Source organism: Mycobacterium seoulense, from assembly GCF_010731595.1.
In the GTDB taxonomy this organism is placed as follows: Bacteria; Actinomycetota; Actinomycetes; order Mycobacteriales; family Mycobacteriaceae; genus Mycobacterium; species Mycobacterium seoulense.
Genome location: NZ_AP022582.1, coordinates 3,174,365 through 3,189,015, shown reverse-complemented (window position 1 = coordinate 3,189,015; position 14,651 = coordinate 3,174,365). Strand labels below are relative to the sequence as shown.

At 66.3% G+C, this 14,651-nt stretch carries 13 protein-coding genes, 1 tRNA gene and 2 pseudogenes; 4 read left to right on the top strand and 12 right to left on the bottom strand.

The window, feature by feature from the left end; all coding sequences use genetic code 11:
* Position 1: 1 nt before the first annotated feature.
* Positions 2–112, top strand: a pseudogene (locus G6N37_RS14545) (GNAT family N-acetyltransferase); the annotation flags it as partial.
* 136 nt (positions 113–248) lie between these two features.
* Here G6N37_RS14545 and G6N37_RS14540 read toward each other — a convergent pair.
* The 7 genes and pseudogenes from G6N37_RS14540 to G6N37_RS14510 form a co-directional block, all read right to left on the bottom strand.
* Positions 249–321 (bottom strand) — tRNA-Arg (locus G6N37_RS14540).
* Between the two features lie 260 nt (positions 322–581).
* Positions 582–2,147, bottom strand: a pseudogene (locus tag G6N37_RS14535) (APC family permease); the annotation flags it as partial.
* Between the two features lie 75 nt (positions 2,148–2,222).
* Complete coding sequence (locus G6N37_RS14530) at positions 2,223–2,444, bottom strand: hypothetical protein (protein WP_067919022.1); 222 nt, start codon at positions 2,442–2,444, stop codon at positions 2,223–2,225.
* Between the two features lie 71 nt (positions 2,445–2,515).
* Positions 2,516–2,968, bottom strand: coding sequence for a DUF5709 domain-containing protein (locus G6N37_RS14525; protein WP_068062178.1), 453 nt, complete (start codon positions 2,966–2,968; stop codon positions 2,516–2,518).
* 211 nt (positions 2,969–3,179) lie between these two features.
* On the bottom strand, positions 3,180–3,605 hold the full coding sequence (locus tag G6N37_RS14520) for a hypothetical protein (protein ID WP_067919023.1): 426 nt from the start codon (positions 3,603–3,605) through the stop codon (positions 3,180–3,182).
* Between the two features lie 184 nt (positions 3,606–3,789).
* A complete protein-coding gene (locus G6N37_RS14515) occupies positions 3,790–4,098 on the bottom strand; it encodes a hypothetical protein (RefSeq protein WP_142393493.1) in 309 nt (102 codons plus the stop codon).
* Positions 4,099–4,108: 10 nt separating this feature from the next.
* Positions 4,109–5,521: a phosphoribosyltransferase family protein gene (locus G6N37_RS14510; RefSeq protein ID WP_163681496.1), complete on the bottom strand. Its 1,413-nt coding sequence runs from the start codon at positions 5,519–5,521 to the stop codon at positions 4,109–4,111.
* Positions 5,522–5,671: 150 nt separating this feature from the next.
* Between G6N37_RS14510 and G6N37_RS14505 the strand changes: the two genes are divergently transcribed.
* A complete protein-coding gene (locus G6N37_RS14505; protein ID WP_372514687.1) occupies positions 5,672–6,802 on the top strand; it encodes a CapA family protein in 1,131 nt (376 codons plus the stop codon).
* Here the strand turns inward: G6N37_RS14505 and G6N37_RS14500 are convergent.
* The 5 genes from G6N37_RS14500 to G6N37_RS14480 all read right to left on the bottom strand — a co-directional run bounded on the left by G6N37_RS14500 (position 6,783) and on the right by G6N37_RS14480 (position 11,926).
* Entirely contained in the window at positions 6,783–7,607 is an 825-nt protein-coding gene (locus tag G6N37_RS14500) for an LLM class F420-dependent oxidoreductase (RefSeq protein WP_102420115.1), read from the bottom strand. The two genes, G6N37_RS14505 and G6N37_RS14500, sit on opposite strands and share 20 nt — an antisense overlap.
* Before the next feature lie 23 nt (positions 7,608–7,630).
* Positions 7,631–8,686, bottom strand: a complete 1,056-nt coding sequence (locus tag G6N37_RS14495) for a poly-gamma-glutamate hydrolase family protein (protein ID WP_163681494.1) — start codon at positions 8,684–8,686, stop codon at positions 7,631–7,633.
* Positions 8,687–9,943, bottom strand: coding sequence for an Nramp family divalent metal transporter (locus G6N37_RS14490; protein WP_174813947.1), 1,257 nt, complete (start codon positions 9,941–9,943; stop codon positions 8,687–8,689). It abuts the gene before it with no gap.
* Between the two features lie 90 nt (positions 9,944–10,033).
* The gene (locus tag G6N37_RS14485) at positions 10,034–11,110 is read right to left on the bottom strand and encodes an NAD(P)H-dependent amine dehydrogenase family protein (RefSeq protein WP_163681492.1); all 1,077 of its coding nucleotides are present in this window, start codon (positions 11,108–11,110) and stop codon (positions 10,034–10,036) included.
* A 24-nt stretch (positions 11,111–11,134) separates the two neighbouring features.
* Complete coding sequence (locus G6N37_RS14480; RefSeq protein WP_083167072.1) at positions 11,135–11,926, bottom strand: SDR family oxidoreductase; 792 nt, start codon at positions 11,924–11,926, stop codon at positions 11,135–11,137.
* A gap of 311 nt (positions 11,927–12,237) precedes the next feature.
* Here G6N37_RS14480 and pstS (G6N37_RS14475) point away from each other — a divergent pair, with 311 nt between their 5' ends.
* Both pstS (G6N37_RS14475) and pstS (G6N37_RS14470) read left to right on the top strand, forming a co-directional pair.
* Positions 12,238–13,350, top strand: a complete 1,113-nt coding sequence (gene pstS / locus G6N37_RS14475; RefSeq protein WP_163685065.1) for a phosphate ABC transporter substrate-binding protein PstS — start codon at positions 12,238–12,240, stop codon at positions 13,348–13,350.
* A 184-nt stretch (positions 13,351–13,534) separates the two neighbouring features.
* A complete protein-coding gene (pstS, locus tag G6N37_RS14470; RefSeq protein WP_163681490.1) occupies positions 13,535–14,647 on the top strand; it encodes a phosphate ABC transporter substrate-binding protein PstS in 1,113 nt (370 codons plus the stop codon).
* The last annotated feature ends 4 nt before the right edge of the window (positions 14,648–14,651 follow it).

Below are 14,651 nucleotides of genomic sequence, written 5' to 3'. Positions count from 1 at the left end.
GCACGATGAGGTCCGCACGTTCTACGCCAACTTCGAGTTTTGGACGTCTTCGACCGATCCGCTGCATTTGATGCTGTTGATGAAGGACGCCCGCGCGCTCATCGTCGGCTGATGCAACGCGATTGACTATCGCGAGCCAGGCTGCGCCAGCTGACGCCAACCAATCACCGACCACAGCACCGACCAGAACCAGCCGAGGCCAGTCGGCAGACATCTGAAAACCATCGCTGAACTGCGCAAACACCAAGTGCCCCCGGCAGGATTCGAACCTGCGACACCGGCTTTAGGAGAGCCGTGCTCTATCCCCTGAGCTACGAGGGCGGGGGACGTCTTCGAATACCTGACTGAAACCTAGCTAGGCGGGTTCAGCGGCGTTCGCGGCGTCCAGGTGCCATTCCGGACGATCAGCCTACGCGTCCTGATCTGGCGGGTGTGAGTGTAGCTGGTATGGCGATGACCACGTGACTTCTAGGTGGGGGAGCCTCGTCGTGCCGGCTGGCGTTAGGGCGGCTCGCTCCCGACAAAGCTCATGGGCCTACCGGTTGAACGGTGCCCTCACCGGAATCCGCTCCGGTGGGGCCGCGCGTGAGGGTGCGGCCGCGGAAGAAACCCGGGGCGATCGCCCACCAGCCCAGCATCAGGATCACTCCGAGCGCCAGCGCGCCGACACCGACCGCCGCGACGGCCCCGAACCCGAGGATCGTGATGGGGTGGCCCTCGTCATCGGTCAACCACTCGGGCCTGGCGTACTGGATGAGCCCGTAGACGAAAACGACCAGTAAGACCACGCCGCCCAGCAACGGGACGACGCCGCGCATCACAAAACCCCGGACCGAAGCGGTAAGGGTATGGCGGTAGTACCAGGCGCACGCAAACCCGGTAAGCCCGTAGTAGAACGCGATCATCAACCCGACCGATCCGATCAGCGCGGCCAGCAGGTTCTCGCTGACAAGCGTGAACAGCACGTAGAAGAGGACGGAGACTCCGCCGACCGCGATTGTGGACGTGGTCGGCGTCAGGTAGCGAGGGTGGGTCTTCGCGAACGAGTGCGGTAACGCCTGGTACGCCCCCATCGACAGGGTGGTGCGCGTTGTCTTCAGGATCGTCGTCTGCGTCGACGCGGAGGCCGACGTCAGGATCGATGCCGCCAGCAACAGCAGTGCAACCTTCCCGAAGACGCCGTTGCCGAACAGTTCCGGACCGATGGAAGCGAACACGTCTTTCGAGTTGTGCGGGTTCCCCAGCCCGATGCCCGCCGTCCCGACACCGGCGAACGCCACGGCCGACACGGTGACCAGGGTGTAGGTCGCCAACAGCAGGAAAGTCGAGATGACGGCGGCGCGGCCAGGCGTGCGGCCGGGGTCGTCGGACTCCTCGTTGCAGGACACGGCGGTGTCCCAGCCCCAGTACATGAAGATTGCCATCAGAATTGCGGGGGCGGCGGTCGTCCCGAAATCAAGACCGCCCGGCCAGAACCAGGACAGCGACGGATGCAGCGAAAAGACCTGGGCGTCATGGGAATACGTCTTGACCAGCGCGACCATCGAAAACGCGACCAGCACCACGATTTGAATGGACAGCAGGGCGTACAGCAGTCTGGCCGAGACCGCGATGCCGCGATAGCAGATGTACGTCATCGCGGCAATCCAGAAGACACCCGCGACCGTCGACCAGAGCCTGCTGTTGGCCAGGTCCGCAACCGAATGCCATCCCATCTCGCCGGCCAACCTGAACGAGTACTTCCCGGCGATATCGACCAGGTTGGCCATCACAATCACTTCCGCGGCGATGATGCCCCAGCCGCCGAGCCATCCGACGACAGGTCCAAATGCGCGCGATGCCCATGTGAACGTGGTGCCACAATCCGGTTCTGCCTCGTTGAGTTCTCGGTAGGCGACGGCGATCAGGTAGATCGGGATGAATGAAAGGAGAACGACCGCCGGGGCTTTGACGCCGGCGAGCTGTCCACCACCACTGGCCACGATGAGACCCAATGTCGCGGCAAGGCTGTAGGCGGGCGCCATCGACGCCAGGCCGACCACGACGCCCGAGATCAGACCGAGCGCGCCACCCCGCAGGCCTTTGCTCTTGACGGCAGTCGCCGCGGCCTCGTTATCCGGGGCGGCCGTGGCCGTACCTTTGCTCATCGCGCCCCTTGCTTGAGCATTCCCGGGCCGAGACGGCGTCGAGAAGTCGCCGCGCCTACCGTCGCGGTGCGGCGACTATTGCCATCTGAGATCTTCGTCGAGTTGTTGGGCTCGTTCGTCGAGTTCGGCCGCGGGGCCGGTATCAATGGTGACCTCTTGCCAGTACGTCGGACTGTAGAGGTGAATGTCTTTGCCGCTATTGACCCTCAGCACGCCGCCCGTGAGTACTGCATAGGTGGCGCCGTCCGGATATTCGTGGTCTTCATCCCGGCCGCAAATCTGGATCCACATCTTCATACCGAAAAACCCTCCGCGTCCGCCGATCGAATTCTTGAGGCTACCGCTGCGACGGCGAGCGGGAGAGGGCCTTAATCTTCCTCGTCGATGACGTGCATGGCGGCTTCCTCGGCGGACGCCGCGCCTCCGCTGATTCCGACGTCCGTGGCGAACAGCTCCTCGTCGGCATCTTCGCCAAAACCCAAGTCCGGCGCGATAAGCCGGCCGGCTCGTGCGCTGCCCACCTCGCGCCGTTCCGGAAATTCGGCGTCCCGCTCGGAGGCGTCGCTGCGCCGCTGGTCGTCCTCGTCGAGGACGACGTTGATTCGCGACGCAGGATCTGGCTCTTCCTCCGCGAGAATCTGGTCCATGGTCTCGGCCGGGCCGAATGCGCCGCGCGCGTAAGGGTGCTCGGGCGGTGAGTATCCCTCGTCGAGGATGTCGTCCACGCCGCGATCCACCAGGGTGTCCTCCGGCTGAAGTTGGTTGTCATCCTCGACGCTGTATTCGCCGGCCGCGGGGCCGGTCTCGTAGTGAGCACTCATCATTCGCCTGCCATGTGATCGTCGTTACTGTCACGATATTCGCCGCGTGCGCACTTCAACAGTAAGGATTGCACCTTTTGCGGCATAGGGTCATTTGTCCTTTTCAGCCGAGGTATATCCGTCAATTACGCTGATTCCGGCTACCGACGGAGCGCGAATTCATCTGCAGCATAGAGCCTCCGGCTCGTCCGTCATCTCGGTCGGAAGACACTCAGCCCAGTCGCTCGACCTCGTCGGCCGCCTCGGTCAGCGCCGCGGCGAGTTCGCGCGCGGCTGATGCGTCCAGCGCATTCAGGTGACGGGCGTGCACGGAGATCCACCGCCGCGTGGAGCCGTCGACCTGCTGTCGGCCGCAGATCTGCACGTGCGCAGACCCGCTACGGCGAGAGGTGCCCTCGAAGTCGCGAAACCAATTGCTGTCCAGGTGCCAGTCGAACGTGCGAACCGCACCGTCGGGCGGTCCGATCGCGTCGAATGGCATCCCGGCGGACACGTTCTTGGCCGCCCACTGCCGCGCCATGTCCAGCAGCGTCTGCGGTTCGTCGTGTTCGAGGCGCTCCAGCTGAGCGATTTGCGCAGCGGTGAGATGATCGGCCACGTCGCGCCAGTTTTGCGCGGTGTCGTCAGATGCGGTCATGGTTTGCAGTCTGTGCTGGTCTGCCGCCGTTGACGAGAGTCGAAAGTCATGTTTTGGTGGTCCGGCGGCACAGTGGGATCCCTGCGAATCGGTATGGGCCGGCCGGTCTCGGAATTCATGACCGCCGATCAGGCTTTGATTTGCTTGCGGTTCAGACGGTTTGGCGCCCCCGAACGGCCAACGGTCAGCCGATACCGACGCGAATCCCTTCGTGCCGCTGCTCCAGCTCACTGCTGACTCCAGTGAAGAGGTCGTGCGCGTCGGCGTTGACGCCGCGCAGCGTGACCGTCAATTTGCCCGGCTCACTATCGAGGACGATGCCGCCGGCCGGATGCAACGGATATTCGCGGGTCCCGGTGCCACCCGTCCCGGTTGCGGTCGCCAACTCGTAGCCGTGGTCGTCCCGGAGCCGGTCGGCGAGGGCTGTGACGATTTCGCTTGCCAGCTCGTCGGGATCGACTGTCTCCGGCACGGTCAATGTCAGTCTGGTCACCCGCACCACGCTATACCGGGTTCGTGGTCACAGCTGCCGGGCTCAGGTGGTCGACGAACCAGTCGCGGGCCAGCATGGCGACCTTCTCGAGCGTCCCAGGTTCTTCGAACAGATGGGTGGCGCCCGGTACGACGGTGAGTTTGCAGGTGCCGGGGATCGCTGCTCGCGCTTGCCGATTCAATTCCAGCACCACGTCGTCATTGCCGCCCACGATGAGCAGCGTCGGCGCGTAGACGCGGGCGAGGAACGGCCCCGCCAGATCCGGCCGCCCGCCCCGGGACACCACCGCCGCGACGTTCACCCGCGGGTCGGTGGCGGCGACCAGGGCCGCGCCCGCTCCGGTGCTGGCACCGAAGTAGCCCACCGGCAACGCGGCCGTATCCGGCTGGCGGGCCAGCCAGCCGGTGGCGGCGACGAGCCGTCGAGCCAAGAGCTCGATGTCGAAGACGTTGGCTCGATTTCGTTCCTCTTCGGGGGTGAGAAGGTCGAACAGCAGGGTGGCGAGACCCGCGCCGTTCAGCACGTCGGCCACGTAGCGGTTGCGGGGGCTGTGGCGGCTGCTTCCACTACCGTGCGCGAACAGCACCACGCCGAGTGGATTCTCGGGGATCGTCAGATGCCCGGCCACCGACACCGAACCGGCGCTGACCCTGACTTCCTCGTCGCGTAATGGTGGGTCGGCCGAGTCGGCATCGGCCAACGGGCCGCGAGAACCGTTTCGGGCGCGATCCAGGAGCGTGACCACCTCGTCGTCGGAAGTCTGGGTGAAGTTCCGGTAGCCCTGCCCCACGGCGAAGAAGTATTCGGGCGTGTGCAAGCAGACCACTTCGTCGGCGTACCCGGAGAACTTTGCGAACACATCGCGTCCGCCGATCGGTACGGCCAGCACCACCCTGCTCGCGCCCTGGGCCCGAGCCACCTGGCAGGAGGCTTTCGCCGTCGCGCCGGTGGCGACGCCGTCATCGACGATCACCGCGGTTCGTCCCGCCAACGGAATCGGATCGTGCCCGCCGCGGAACCGTTCCGAACGACGGGCCAACTCGGCCCGCTGCTTCGCCTCGACCGCCGCCATCTCGGCCCCGGACAAGTGCGCTTCACGCACGATGGCGTCGTTGAGCACCCGCACTCCGCCCTCACCGATCGCGCCGAAGGCCAGCTCGGACTGGAACGGAACCCCGAGCTTGCGCACGACCAATACATCGAGCGGGGCCTGCAGTGCCTTGGCGACCTCGAAGGCCACGGGCACACCACCGCGTGGTAGGCCCAATACCACAACGTCTTGGCCGCGCAAGGATTCCAAACTCTTGGCCAGCTGTCGTCCGGCGTCGACCCGATCGTCGAACAGTCTTTGATCGCCGCGCAACGAAGCAAGCCGCTGCACCAGCGGTCGACCCCACTCGCTATCGCGGTCCGTTTGTGCCATCCCCTCAGTGTGTCGCGAGCCGCCGGAGCGCCGAAGGGCCGTAAGGCCACTGCCGCGGGGACCAAGGCCCCTGACCGGCGTTTTCTCCGAACGCCTAGCGTCGGCGTGGTGGAGACGGCTCGTCCACCGGGCTCCTCGCATGACTCCGGTGTGGTCACGGTGCTGTTGGGTGGCGACGTCATGCTCGGGCGGGGCGTCGATCAGATCCTGCCCCATCCCGGAGATCCGGAACTGCGTGAGCACTACCTGCGTGACGCCGGGGGATACGTCCGGCTCGCCGAGCGGGCAAATGGGCCGATCTCGCGTCCGGTGGATTGGCGGTGGCCGTGGGGCGAGGTGCTGACGCTCCTCGACGAGGCCGCCCCGGACGTCCGCCTGATCAACCTGGAGACAACGATCACCGCGCGCGGTGAATTCGCCCACGGCAAGGCGGTCTGTTATCGGATGCATCCAGACAACCTGCCGGCCCTGACCGCGTTGCGGCCGGACGTCTGCGCGCTGGCCAACAACCACATCCTCGACTTCGGCCGTCACGGGCTGGCCGACACCGTGTCGGCGCTGACGGGTGCGGGAATCCGGGGCGTCGGGGCGGGGGCCGATTTGCCTACCGCACGCCAACCAGTGGTGCTCGACATTCCCAACAAACGCCGGGTCACGGTGGGCTCGGTGGCGATGCCGTCGGCCGGCGTTCCCGTGTCTTGGGCGGCGCACCACGATCGGCCCGGCGTGCGGCTGATCCGGGACGCATCGGTCCGCGGCGTCGCCGACGAGGTGGCCGCGGACGTGCTGGCAGACAAACGAGACGGCCAGATCGCCATCGTTTCGGTGCATTGGGGATCCAATTGGGGCTATGCCCTGGCCGAAAGCGACGTCGCGTTCGCGCACCGGCTGATCGATGCCGGCGTCGACGTCGTGCACGGTCACTCCTCGCACCACCCCAGGCCGATCGAGATATACCGGGGCAGACCGATCCTCTACGGCTGCGGCGATGTCATCGACGACTACGAGGGCATCGGTGGGCACGAGGCCTACCGCGCCGATCTCCGGCTCCTGTATCTGACCCGAACCGACCCGGCCACCGGCGAATTGGTGTCGCTACAGATGATCCCGCTGCGCGTGCGCCGGATGCGGCTCGAGCGTGCGCCTCGCGACGAGGCTGAATGGCTCCGCGCAACGATCGAGCAACCCAGCAGCCGATTCGGGCTGCGTGTTGTGACGCGGCCGGACGACCTTCTGGAGGTCGAGTTACCCGGCAAGGCGCTCAGCGCAGCTCCGCGATGACCTTTGCGAAGTTGTCGACGTGGTTGTCCTGGACGGTGATGAACGTGACCCCGTACTTCTCCCGGTACTCCAGCAGCGTGTCGGCCATCTCGCGCGGTGACCCCGTCAGGACGGAGTGCATGGCCAGGATCTCCTCGTCGGACAACCCCGACGCGTACCGACGCGTCATCGTCAGGTCGGGCAGGCTCTCGCCCTCGGCCGGGACCGCCGTGACGGCGAGGTTCAACTCGAGCGCGCCGAATCGGTCGCCGGCGGCGTTGCGGACGAACTCGACCCGTTCGGTCAGCGGGTCGTCGGCCTCTTTCACCCTCGAACCGGTCAGCCCGATGATGTCGGCGTGCTGGGCGGCGATGGTCAGCACCCGGTCGCCGTTGCCGGCGATGAGGATCGGCGTCGTCGGGTGGTGCTCTTTCAGGTATTTCGTCATGTGGTTGAGGTAGTCGACCCGGGCGCCGGCGCTGGGGTAGGGGAGCTCGGCGGCGTCGAACTCTTCCTTGACATACCCGGTGCCGAGCCCGATTTCGAGGCGGCCGTTACTGAGCTTGTCCAAGTCGCCCAGGTCCCGGCTGAGCAGGGCGGGCTTGTAGAAGGCGGCGTTGAGCACATACATGCTCAGCTTGAGTTTGTCGGTGACCATGGCGGCCGCGGTCAGAGCCGGAATAGGGGCCACGGCGCCGAGATGGTCTGGCACGCAGAGCACATCGAATCCGATGTCTTCTGCCTGCTTCACCTTGTCGACGAATGCTGCGCGCGACTTGATGAAGCGCATGCTCATTCCGAAGCGAAAATCCTTGGCCACCAACAACTCCATTCAACAGATGAGGACAATTACCAACAACGTGCGGCTTCCGCGAGTCCCTGGATCAGCGCCGTGGTGACCGGCGAGAGGCCGTCGTCGCCGGGCAGTGGGCTGCGCGGGCTGATGCCGCGCACGCGGGGGGAGAGCTCCAGCTGGGTCCCGCCGTCGCGCACCCGGTTCACGGGGTTGCCGGGATGCAGACCCCGCAGCTCCGGCGGGATGTCGTCGAGGTCGGTGACCACCCGATAACCGGTCAACCGAATGTGCCGGGCCAGATGCGCGGCCAGCGCGCGGTTGCGCCCACCGGCCAGCAGTTGCGTGCTGCGCCCGATGCGGCCGTATCCGTGCAGCGACACCGCAACGTCGACATGGTCGAGGAACTCGGCGAGCCGTGGCGACTCGGCCGGGTCGAACAACGCCGAGGGCAGGTGGTGCGGGTAGTGGTCGGGGTGACGCAGCACGTACACGGACGCGTCGGCAGCCTCGGCGGCGCGTTCCGCGATCACGTCGGTCATCTCTTCCAGCCCGCCGCCGTGGATGGCCAGAAAGCCGAAACGCGACCGCAACCGGCCGGCCTCGCTCACCCCCTCCTGACCCAGCAACGCCGAAAGCGATTGCGGCGCAGGCCCCGACGCCGACGCGCGGCGCGGCCAGCGTGAGGGGTCCCAGCGCCGCAGGAAGTCGACCCAGCGTTGCGGCAACCCGTGCTGCACGGCACCGGCGATGATCTTGGGCAGATAGCCCGGCCGGGGCGGGCCCGGTGTCACCCGATGGTCGATGTAGACCCAGGCCGGCGACGGCCCGTCGTCGGTGTGCACGGTCAGCCGGTCGCGCCGGTAGCGCACCGGCACACCCTCGGCGCTGTCCAGGGTCGCCAGGTCCCCGTCGGAGATCTGCCAGACCACGCCATGCACCTGGTTGCCGGCGCACGGCTCGACCGTGGCCACGCCGCGCTGGTTGATCAGCCAGTCATGGTCGGACAGGATCGCCGGCCGCGGATCGGCCGCGTCGGGACACCGCAGCGCCATCTGCTTCACGCACAGGTTCGACCCGTATGCGAAGTAGGCATGCCGGCGGGGCGGCATTCAGCCGGTCACCGTCAGCCAGATGAGGACCACGTTAAGCAGACTAATCATTACGCCGACGGCCCAGCCAAGAACCGTCGTGACGGGGTGGTTGGTGTCGTCGCCCATCAAGTCGCGGTCGCTGGTGAGCTTCACCAGGGGGAGGACCGCAAACGGTATTCCGAACGACAGCACGACCTGGGAGAGCACCAGCGCGCGGGTGGGGTCGAACCCGACTGCAAGGATCACCAGGGCGGGGCACACGGTGATCAAGCGGCGCACCAGCATCGGGATCCTGCGGTGCAGTAGCCCCTGCATGATCATGGCGCCGGCGTACGCGCCCACCGAGGACGACGCCAGTCCGGAGGCCAGCAGGCCGACCGCGAACAGCACCGCGATGGTCGCACCCAGGGTGTGGTGGATCGCGGAGTAGGCGCCCTCGATGGAGGCGCTGATGTTGCGATGCTGCAAGTTGATCGCGGCGACCAGCAGCATCGCGGCGTTCACCGTGCCCGCGACGGCCATCGCCAGCACGACGTCCAGCCGGGTGACCCGCAGCAGCAGGCGTCGATGCGCGCCCTCCGCCGGATGCCCGTGCCGGTCGAGGACCAGCCCGGAATGCATGTACACCGCGTGCGGCATCACGGTGGCGCCCAGGATGGCGGCGGCGAGCAGCACGCTTTCGGTGCCCCGGAATCGCGGCACCAGCCCGCCGAGCACGTCTCCGGGCGGCGGCGTCTTGACGAAGAAGCTGGCCGCAAACCCGACGGCGATGACGAGCAGCAGGCCGGTGATGACGCGCTCGAAGATGATCTGCCCGCGCCGGTCCTGGATCGCCAGCAGCAGCAGCGACACCAGCCCGGTGATGATGCCGCCGACCAACAGCGGCAGATCGAACAGGATCCGCAAAGCGATTGCCCCACCGACGATTTCGGCCATATCGGTGGCAATCGCCACCAGCTCGGCCTGGGCCCAGTAGACCAGCCGGACCGGCCGGCTCATTCGCTTGCCGACGGCCGCCGGCAACGAGCGCCCGGTCACCAGGCCGAGCTTTGCCGACAGATACTGCACCAGCCCGGCCAGCGCATTGGCCACCACGATGACCCACAGCAGCAGGTAGCCGAACTGTGCCCCGGAGCTGACGTTGGCGGCGACGTTGCCGGGATCGACATAGGCGATCGCGGCGACAAAGGCGGGCCCGAGCAGATACCAACTGCTTTTCAGCGAGTCCTGGCTGCTCTGCGTCAACGTGGCGCCCCTCGATTCATCCGGCCGAATAAGAAAGTGAGGTTAGCCGAAGACTCCGCAGCGACTGGGACGCCACCCGCCATTCGGGCACGGTCTGCGGTTGATGGCCGAGCGGCCGAATCACCCGGGCAGGTAGAGCCCCTTGCCGGTGATCAGTGGCAGGTCAAGCGTCGTCACGATGCCCGGCGGGGCGGCCACCACCGCCGGGATCGCGTTGACCACCCGCATCGCGGTGGCGACCAGCCCGGCGTGGTTGTGGTCGCCCTTGCGGCTGCTCAGGCACACATCCATGGCGTAGGACGGTTCGCCGGTGATCTCGATGCGGTAGGACCCGCCGTGCTGGGCCGGCTGAGGCCAGTCGGGACAGAGGTCCTCGCGCAACCGGGTGACGTGTTCGAGGACCACGACGGGGTCGCCGTTGACCATGCCGAACACCTCGAACCGCAGCGCCGCGGCGCTGCCCTTGGGGATGTGCCCCGACGCGATGTCGAAGTCCTCGGGCGCCGGCACGCGGACGTACTCCTGGGCGACCGAGTCGAGCGAGACGCCCAGGCCGGCCGCCAATTGGCGTACCACCGAACCCCAGGCCAGGCTGAGCACGCCGGGCTGCAACAGCATGGGGATCTCGTCGAGCGGCTTCCCGAAACCCATCACGTCGAACATGACCGCGGCGCTGTCGTAGGTGGCGTAGTCGACGATCTCCATGCAGCGGATCTGCTGGATGTTCTGACAGGTGCCGGCCAGCGCCAGCGGCAGCAGGTCGTTGGCGAAGCCGGGGTCGATTCCGTTGACGAACACGCTCGAATTCCCTTCGCGCGCAGCGTCTTCGATGGGCTTGATCAGCTCTTCGGGAATCACCTGCCACGGATACTGCAGGAACACCGGGCCGCTACCCACGACGTTGATCCCGGCCGCCAGGACGCGTCGGTAGTCCTCGAGCGCCTCGGGCAACCGGTTGTCGGCCAGTGCGTTGTACACGGCGCATTGCGGCCCGGTCGCCAGGACGGCGTCCAGGTCGGTGCTGGCCAGCACGCCGGTCGCATCGGAAAGCCCGGCAAGCTCTGCCGCGTCCTTGCCGGCCTTGGCGTCCGACGACACCCAAACGCCCTTGAGGTCGAACGCCGGGTTGGTGATGAGCGCCCGCAGGGCGTGGACACCGACGTTGCCGGTGCCCAACTGGACGACGGGTATTGCCATGGCGGGCTCCTCAGCGGTCAGGGGTCACAGATCCGGGACGGGGATGTCGAGGTTTGGGTAGGTGAGGCCGCCGTCGACCTCCAGCGTCTTACCGGTCAGGAAGCTGCCCGCCGGGGAGGCCAAATAGACTGCGGCGGCGGCGATGTCGACGGGATCACCGAGGCGGCGCATGGGGGTGGCCTTCTCCATCGGCGCGCGCAGCTCGTCGTTGGATGCCACCACGTCCAGCGCGGAGGTCAGGATCGACCCCGGCGCGATCGCGTTGACCCGGATGCGCGGGCACAGGTCCAGTGCGGTCAGCCGGGTGTAGTGCGAGAGCGCGGCCTTGGCGGTGCCGTAGGCGGCGAAACCGCGGCCGGCCAGCCGACCCATCGTGGAGGTGATGTTGATGACGCTGCCCCCGCCGGCGTGCTCGAGCATGAGGGGTACCGCCGCGACGGTCAGCGCGTGGGCGGTGGCCACATTGAAGGTGAACGCGTCCTTGAGCTCTTTGGTCGAGGTGGTCAGCAGGGTGTTGGGCATGGTCCCGCCGACGTTGTTGACGACGATGTCTAATTTCCCGAAGGCGTCGACGGCCTGACCGGCCAACTGCGCGGTCACCTCCGGATGCGCCAGGTCGGCGGCGACGATGTGCGCCCGCCGGCCGGCGGCCCGGACCTGTTCGGCGACGCCTTCTAGTTGCGCTTGGGTTCGCGAGGCGATGACGACATCGGCGCCCGCCTCGGCGAAAGCCAGCGCGATGGCCGCCCCGAGGCCGCGGCCCGCACCGGTGATGACGGCGACTTTGTCATCGAGACGAAATCTGTCAAGGATCATTGCGGCCTCTCTTCGCCCAAGTTGTCAGCCGACACGGTAGCAAGCCCCGCCGTCTCGGATGCGGCATTTCTGGAACAGGTTCTACTTTTGCATATGGGTGGGGTGATGTAACGCCCCGCGCCCAAGTCCGGGCCCGCGCGGCCCGGGCGGTCGAAACTGTGTCCGAACGCGGTACCGGACGGCCCCGCCCGATTTCGCGTCCACTGCGAGAACATCCACCCAGCGCTAGCCTTAGTGCTGACCGGTTGGTCGGCGCGCAGCGGCTATTGAATGGTGGCGATCATGTTTGATCCTTCCCGTTGGGGATCCTATTGGGCCTGAACCGATTCGGCGCTGCGCTGAGCGTTTTGAGCGTTGTTGCCCTCATGGTGTCGGGCTGCGGCAGCAACGACAACGGGGCGGGGGAAAGCGCCGGGCCGGGCACGTCGCCCGTCAAGGTGAGTTGTGGCGGGACGAAGACACTGAAGGCCAGCGGGTCGACCGCCCAGGCCAACGCGATGACCCGCTTCATCAAGGCATTCGAGCAGGCCTGCCCGGGCCAGACGCTGAACTACACACCTAACGGCTCGGGCGCCGGTATCGGCGAATTCACCGGAAGTCAGACGGATTTCGCTGGGTCCGACTCGCCGCTGGCGCCCATCGAATACTTCGCGGCGCGGCAGCGCTGCGGTTCGCCGGCGTGGAATTTGCCGGTGGTGTTCGGCCCGATCGCGATCAGTTACAACGTCGCGGGCGTGACGTCGCTGAATCTGGACGGTCCGACCGCCGCGAAAGTATTCAAGGGGGCCATCACCACGTGGAACGATCCGGCCATTCAGGCGTTGAACCCGGGCGTCGCGTTTCCGGCCGAGCCGATTCGGGTGATCTTCCGCAACGATCAGTCCGGCACCACGGACAATTTCCAGAAATACCTCGACTCCGCCGCCAATGGGGTCTGGGACAAAGGCATCGGCAAGACGTTCAACGGCGGTGTCGGTGAGGGAGTCCGAGGCAACGACGGCGCGTCCGCGGCGGCCAGGGCCACCGAAGGGTCGATCACCTATACCGAGTGGTCCTTCGCCCAGGGGCAACGGCTCAACATGGCCAAGATCATCACGTCGGCCGGGCCGGACGCGGTGGCGATCAACGCCGGCTCGGTCGGCAAGACGATCGCCGGTGCAGACTTCACCGAGGAGGGCAACGACTTGGTCGTCGACACCTTCTCCTTCTATAGGCCGACCGAACCCGGTTCCTACCCGATCGTGCTGGCGACGTACGAGATCGTCTGCTCCAAGTACGCGGACCCCCAGGTCGGCGCGGCCGTGAAGGCCTTTTTGCAGAGCACCATCGGGGCGGGGCAGAACGGCTTGGCGGACAATGGCTACATTCCAGTCCCCGACGCGCTCAAGTCCCGATTGTCCGCGGCGATCAACGCCATTTCGTGAGCACCTCGCCGTGGCGTGCGCCCACCCGCAAAGCCGTCCTGGCCAGCGGCAATCGGCCGACAGCAATTTGCCCAGCGTTAACCTTCGTGCTGTTAGCTTCCTTGCTGCAAGAGACGGCTTGTCGCCGGACAGCGGCGAGGACAACGCCGGCAATCATGTTTCATCCCTACCGTTAGGAAGTGACTTGAAACTCAACCGATTCGGTGCCGCGCTGAGCGTCGTGACCGCTGGTGCGCTGGTGTTGTCGGGATGTGGGAGTGACAACAACGCGGGCGGCGCAAGCGCGACCAGCGGCTCGTCGGCGGGCAAGGTCAGCTGTGGCGGGAAGAAGACGTTGAAGGCCAGCGGGTCGACCGCCCAGGCCAACGCGATGACCCGCTTCGTCAACGCCTTCGAGCAGGCTTGCCCCGGCCAGACGTTGAACTACACGGCCAACGGCTCGGGCGCGGGAATCAGTGAATTCAACGGCAATCAAACCGATTTCGGTGGCTCGGACTCGCCGCTTGCCCCCAAGGAATACGCTGCCGCGCAGCAGCGGTGCGGCTCGCCGGCATGGAATCTGCCGGTCGTATTCGGCCCGATCGCCATCACCTACAACGTCAAGGGCGTGAGCTCGCTGAGCCTCGACGGTCCCACGGCGGCGAAAATCTTCAACGGCGCGATCACGACCTGGAACGACCCGGCCATTGCGGCGCTGAACTCCGGCGTCACGTTGCCCGCCGAGCCGATTCATGTGGTGTTCCGCAACGACGAGTCCGGCACCACGGACAACTTCCAGAAGTACCTCGACGCCGCATCCAACGGCGCGTGGGGCAAGGGCGCGGGGAAGACGTTCAAGGGCGGCGTCGGCGAGGGCGCCAAGGGTAACGACGGCACGTCGGCGGCGATCAAGTCCACCGAGGGATCCATCACCTACAACGAGTGGTCGTTCGCCGAGGCGCAGAAGCTCAACATGGCCAAGGTCGTGACGTCGGCCGGTCCGGACGCCGTGGCCATCAGCTCCGACTCGGTCGGCAAGACGATTTCCGGGGCCAAGATCAGCGGGCAGGGCAACGACCTGGTGCTCGACACGCTTTCCTTCTACAAGCCGACCCAGCCGGGGTCTTACCCGATCGTGCTGGCGACGTACGAGATCGTGTGCTCGAAGTATCCCGATTCCCAGGTGGGTACGGCGGTGAAGGCTTTCCTGGAAAGTACGATCGGTGCGGGGCAGAGTGGCCTGGCCGACAATGGGTACATCCCCATCCCGGATTCGTTCAAGTCCAGACTGTCGGCTTCGATCAACGCCATCACGTGATCTG

Bases quoted from the DNA above. Each gene is read 5' to 3' on its own strand.
- G6N37_RS14530 (WP_067919022.1), bottom strand. From the start codon at position 2,444: ATGAAGATGTGGATCCAGATTTGCGGCCGGGATGAAGACCACGAATAT.
- G6N37_RS14525 (WP_068062178.1), bottom strand. From the start codon at position 2,968: ATGAGTGCTCACTACGAGACCGGCCCCGCGGCCGGCGAATACAGCGTC.
- G6N37_RS14520 (WP_067919023.1), bottom strand. From the start codon at position 3,605: ATGACCGCATCTGACGACACCGCGCAAAACTGGCGCGACGTGGCCGAT.
- G6N37_RS14510 (WP_163681496.1), bottom strand. From the start codon at position 5,521: ATGGCACAAACGGACCGCGATAGCGAGTGGGGTCGACCGCTGGTGCAG.
- G6N37_RS14495 (WP_163681494.1), bottom strand. From the start codon at position 8,686: ATGCCGCCCCGCCGGCATGCCTACTTCGCATACGGGTCGAACCTGTGC.
- G6N37_RS14485 (WP_163681492.1), bottom strand. From the start codon at position 11,110: ATGGCAATACCCGTCGTCCAGTTGGGCACCGGCAACGTCGGTGTCCAC.
- G6N37_RS14480 (WP_083167072.1), bottom strand. From the start codon at position 11,926: ATGATCCTTGACAGATTTCGTCTCGATGACAAAGTCGCCGTCATCACC.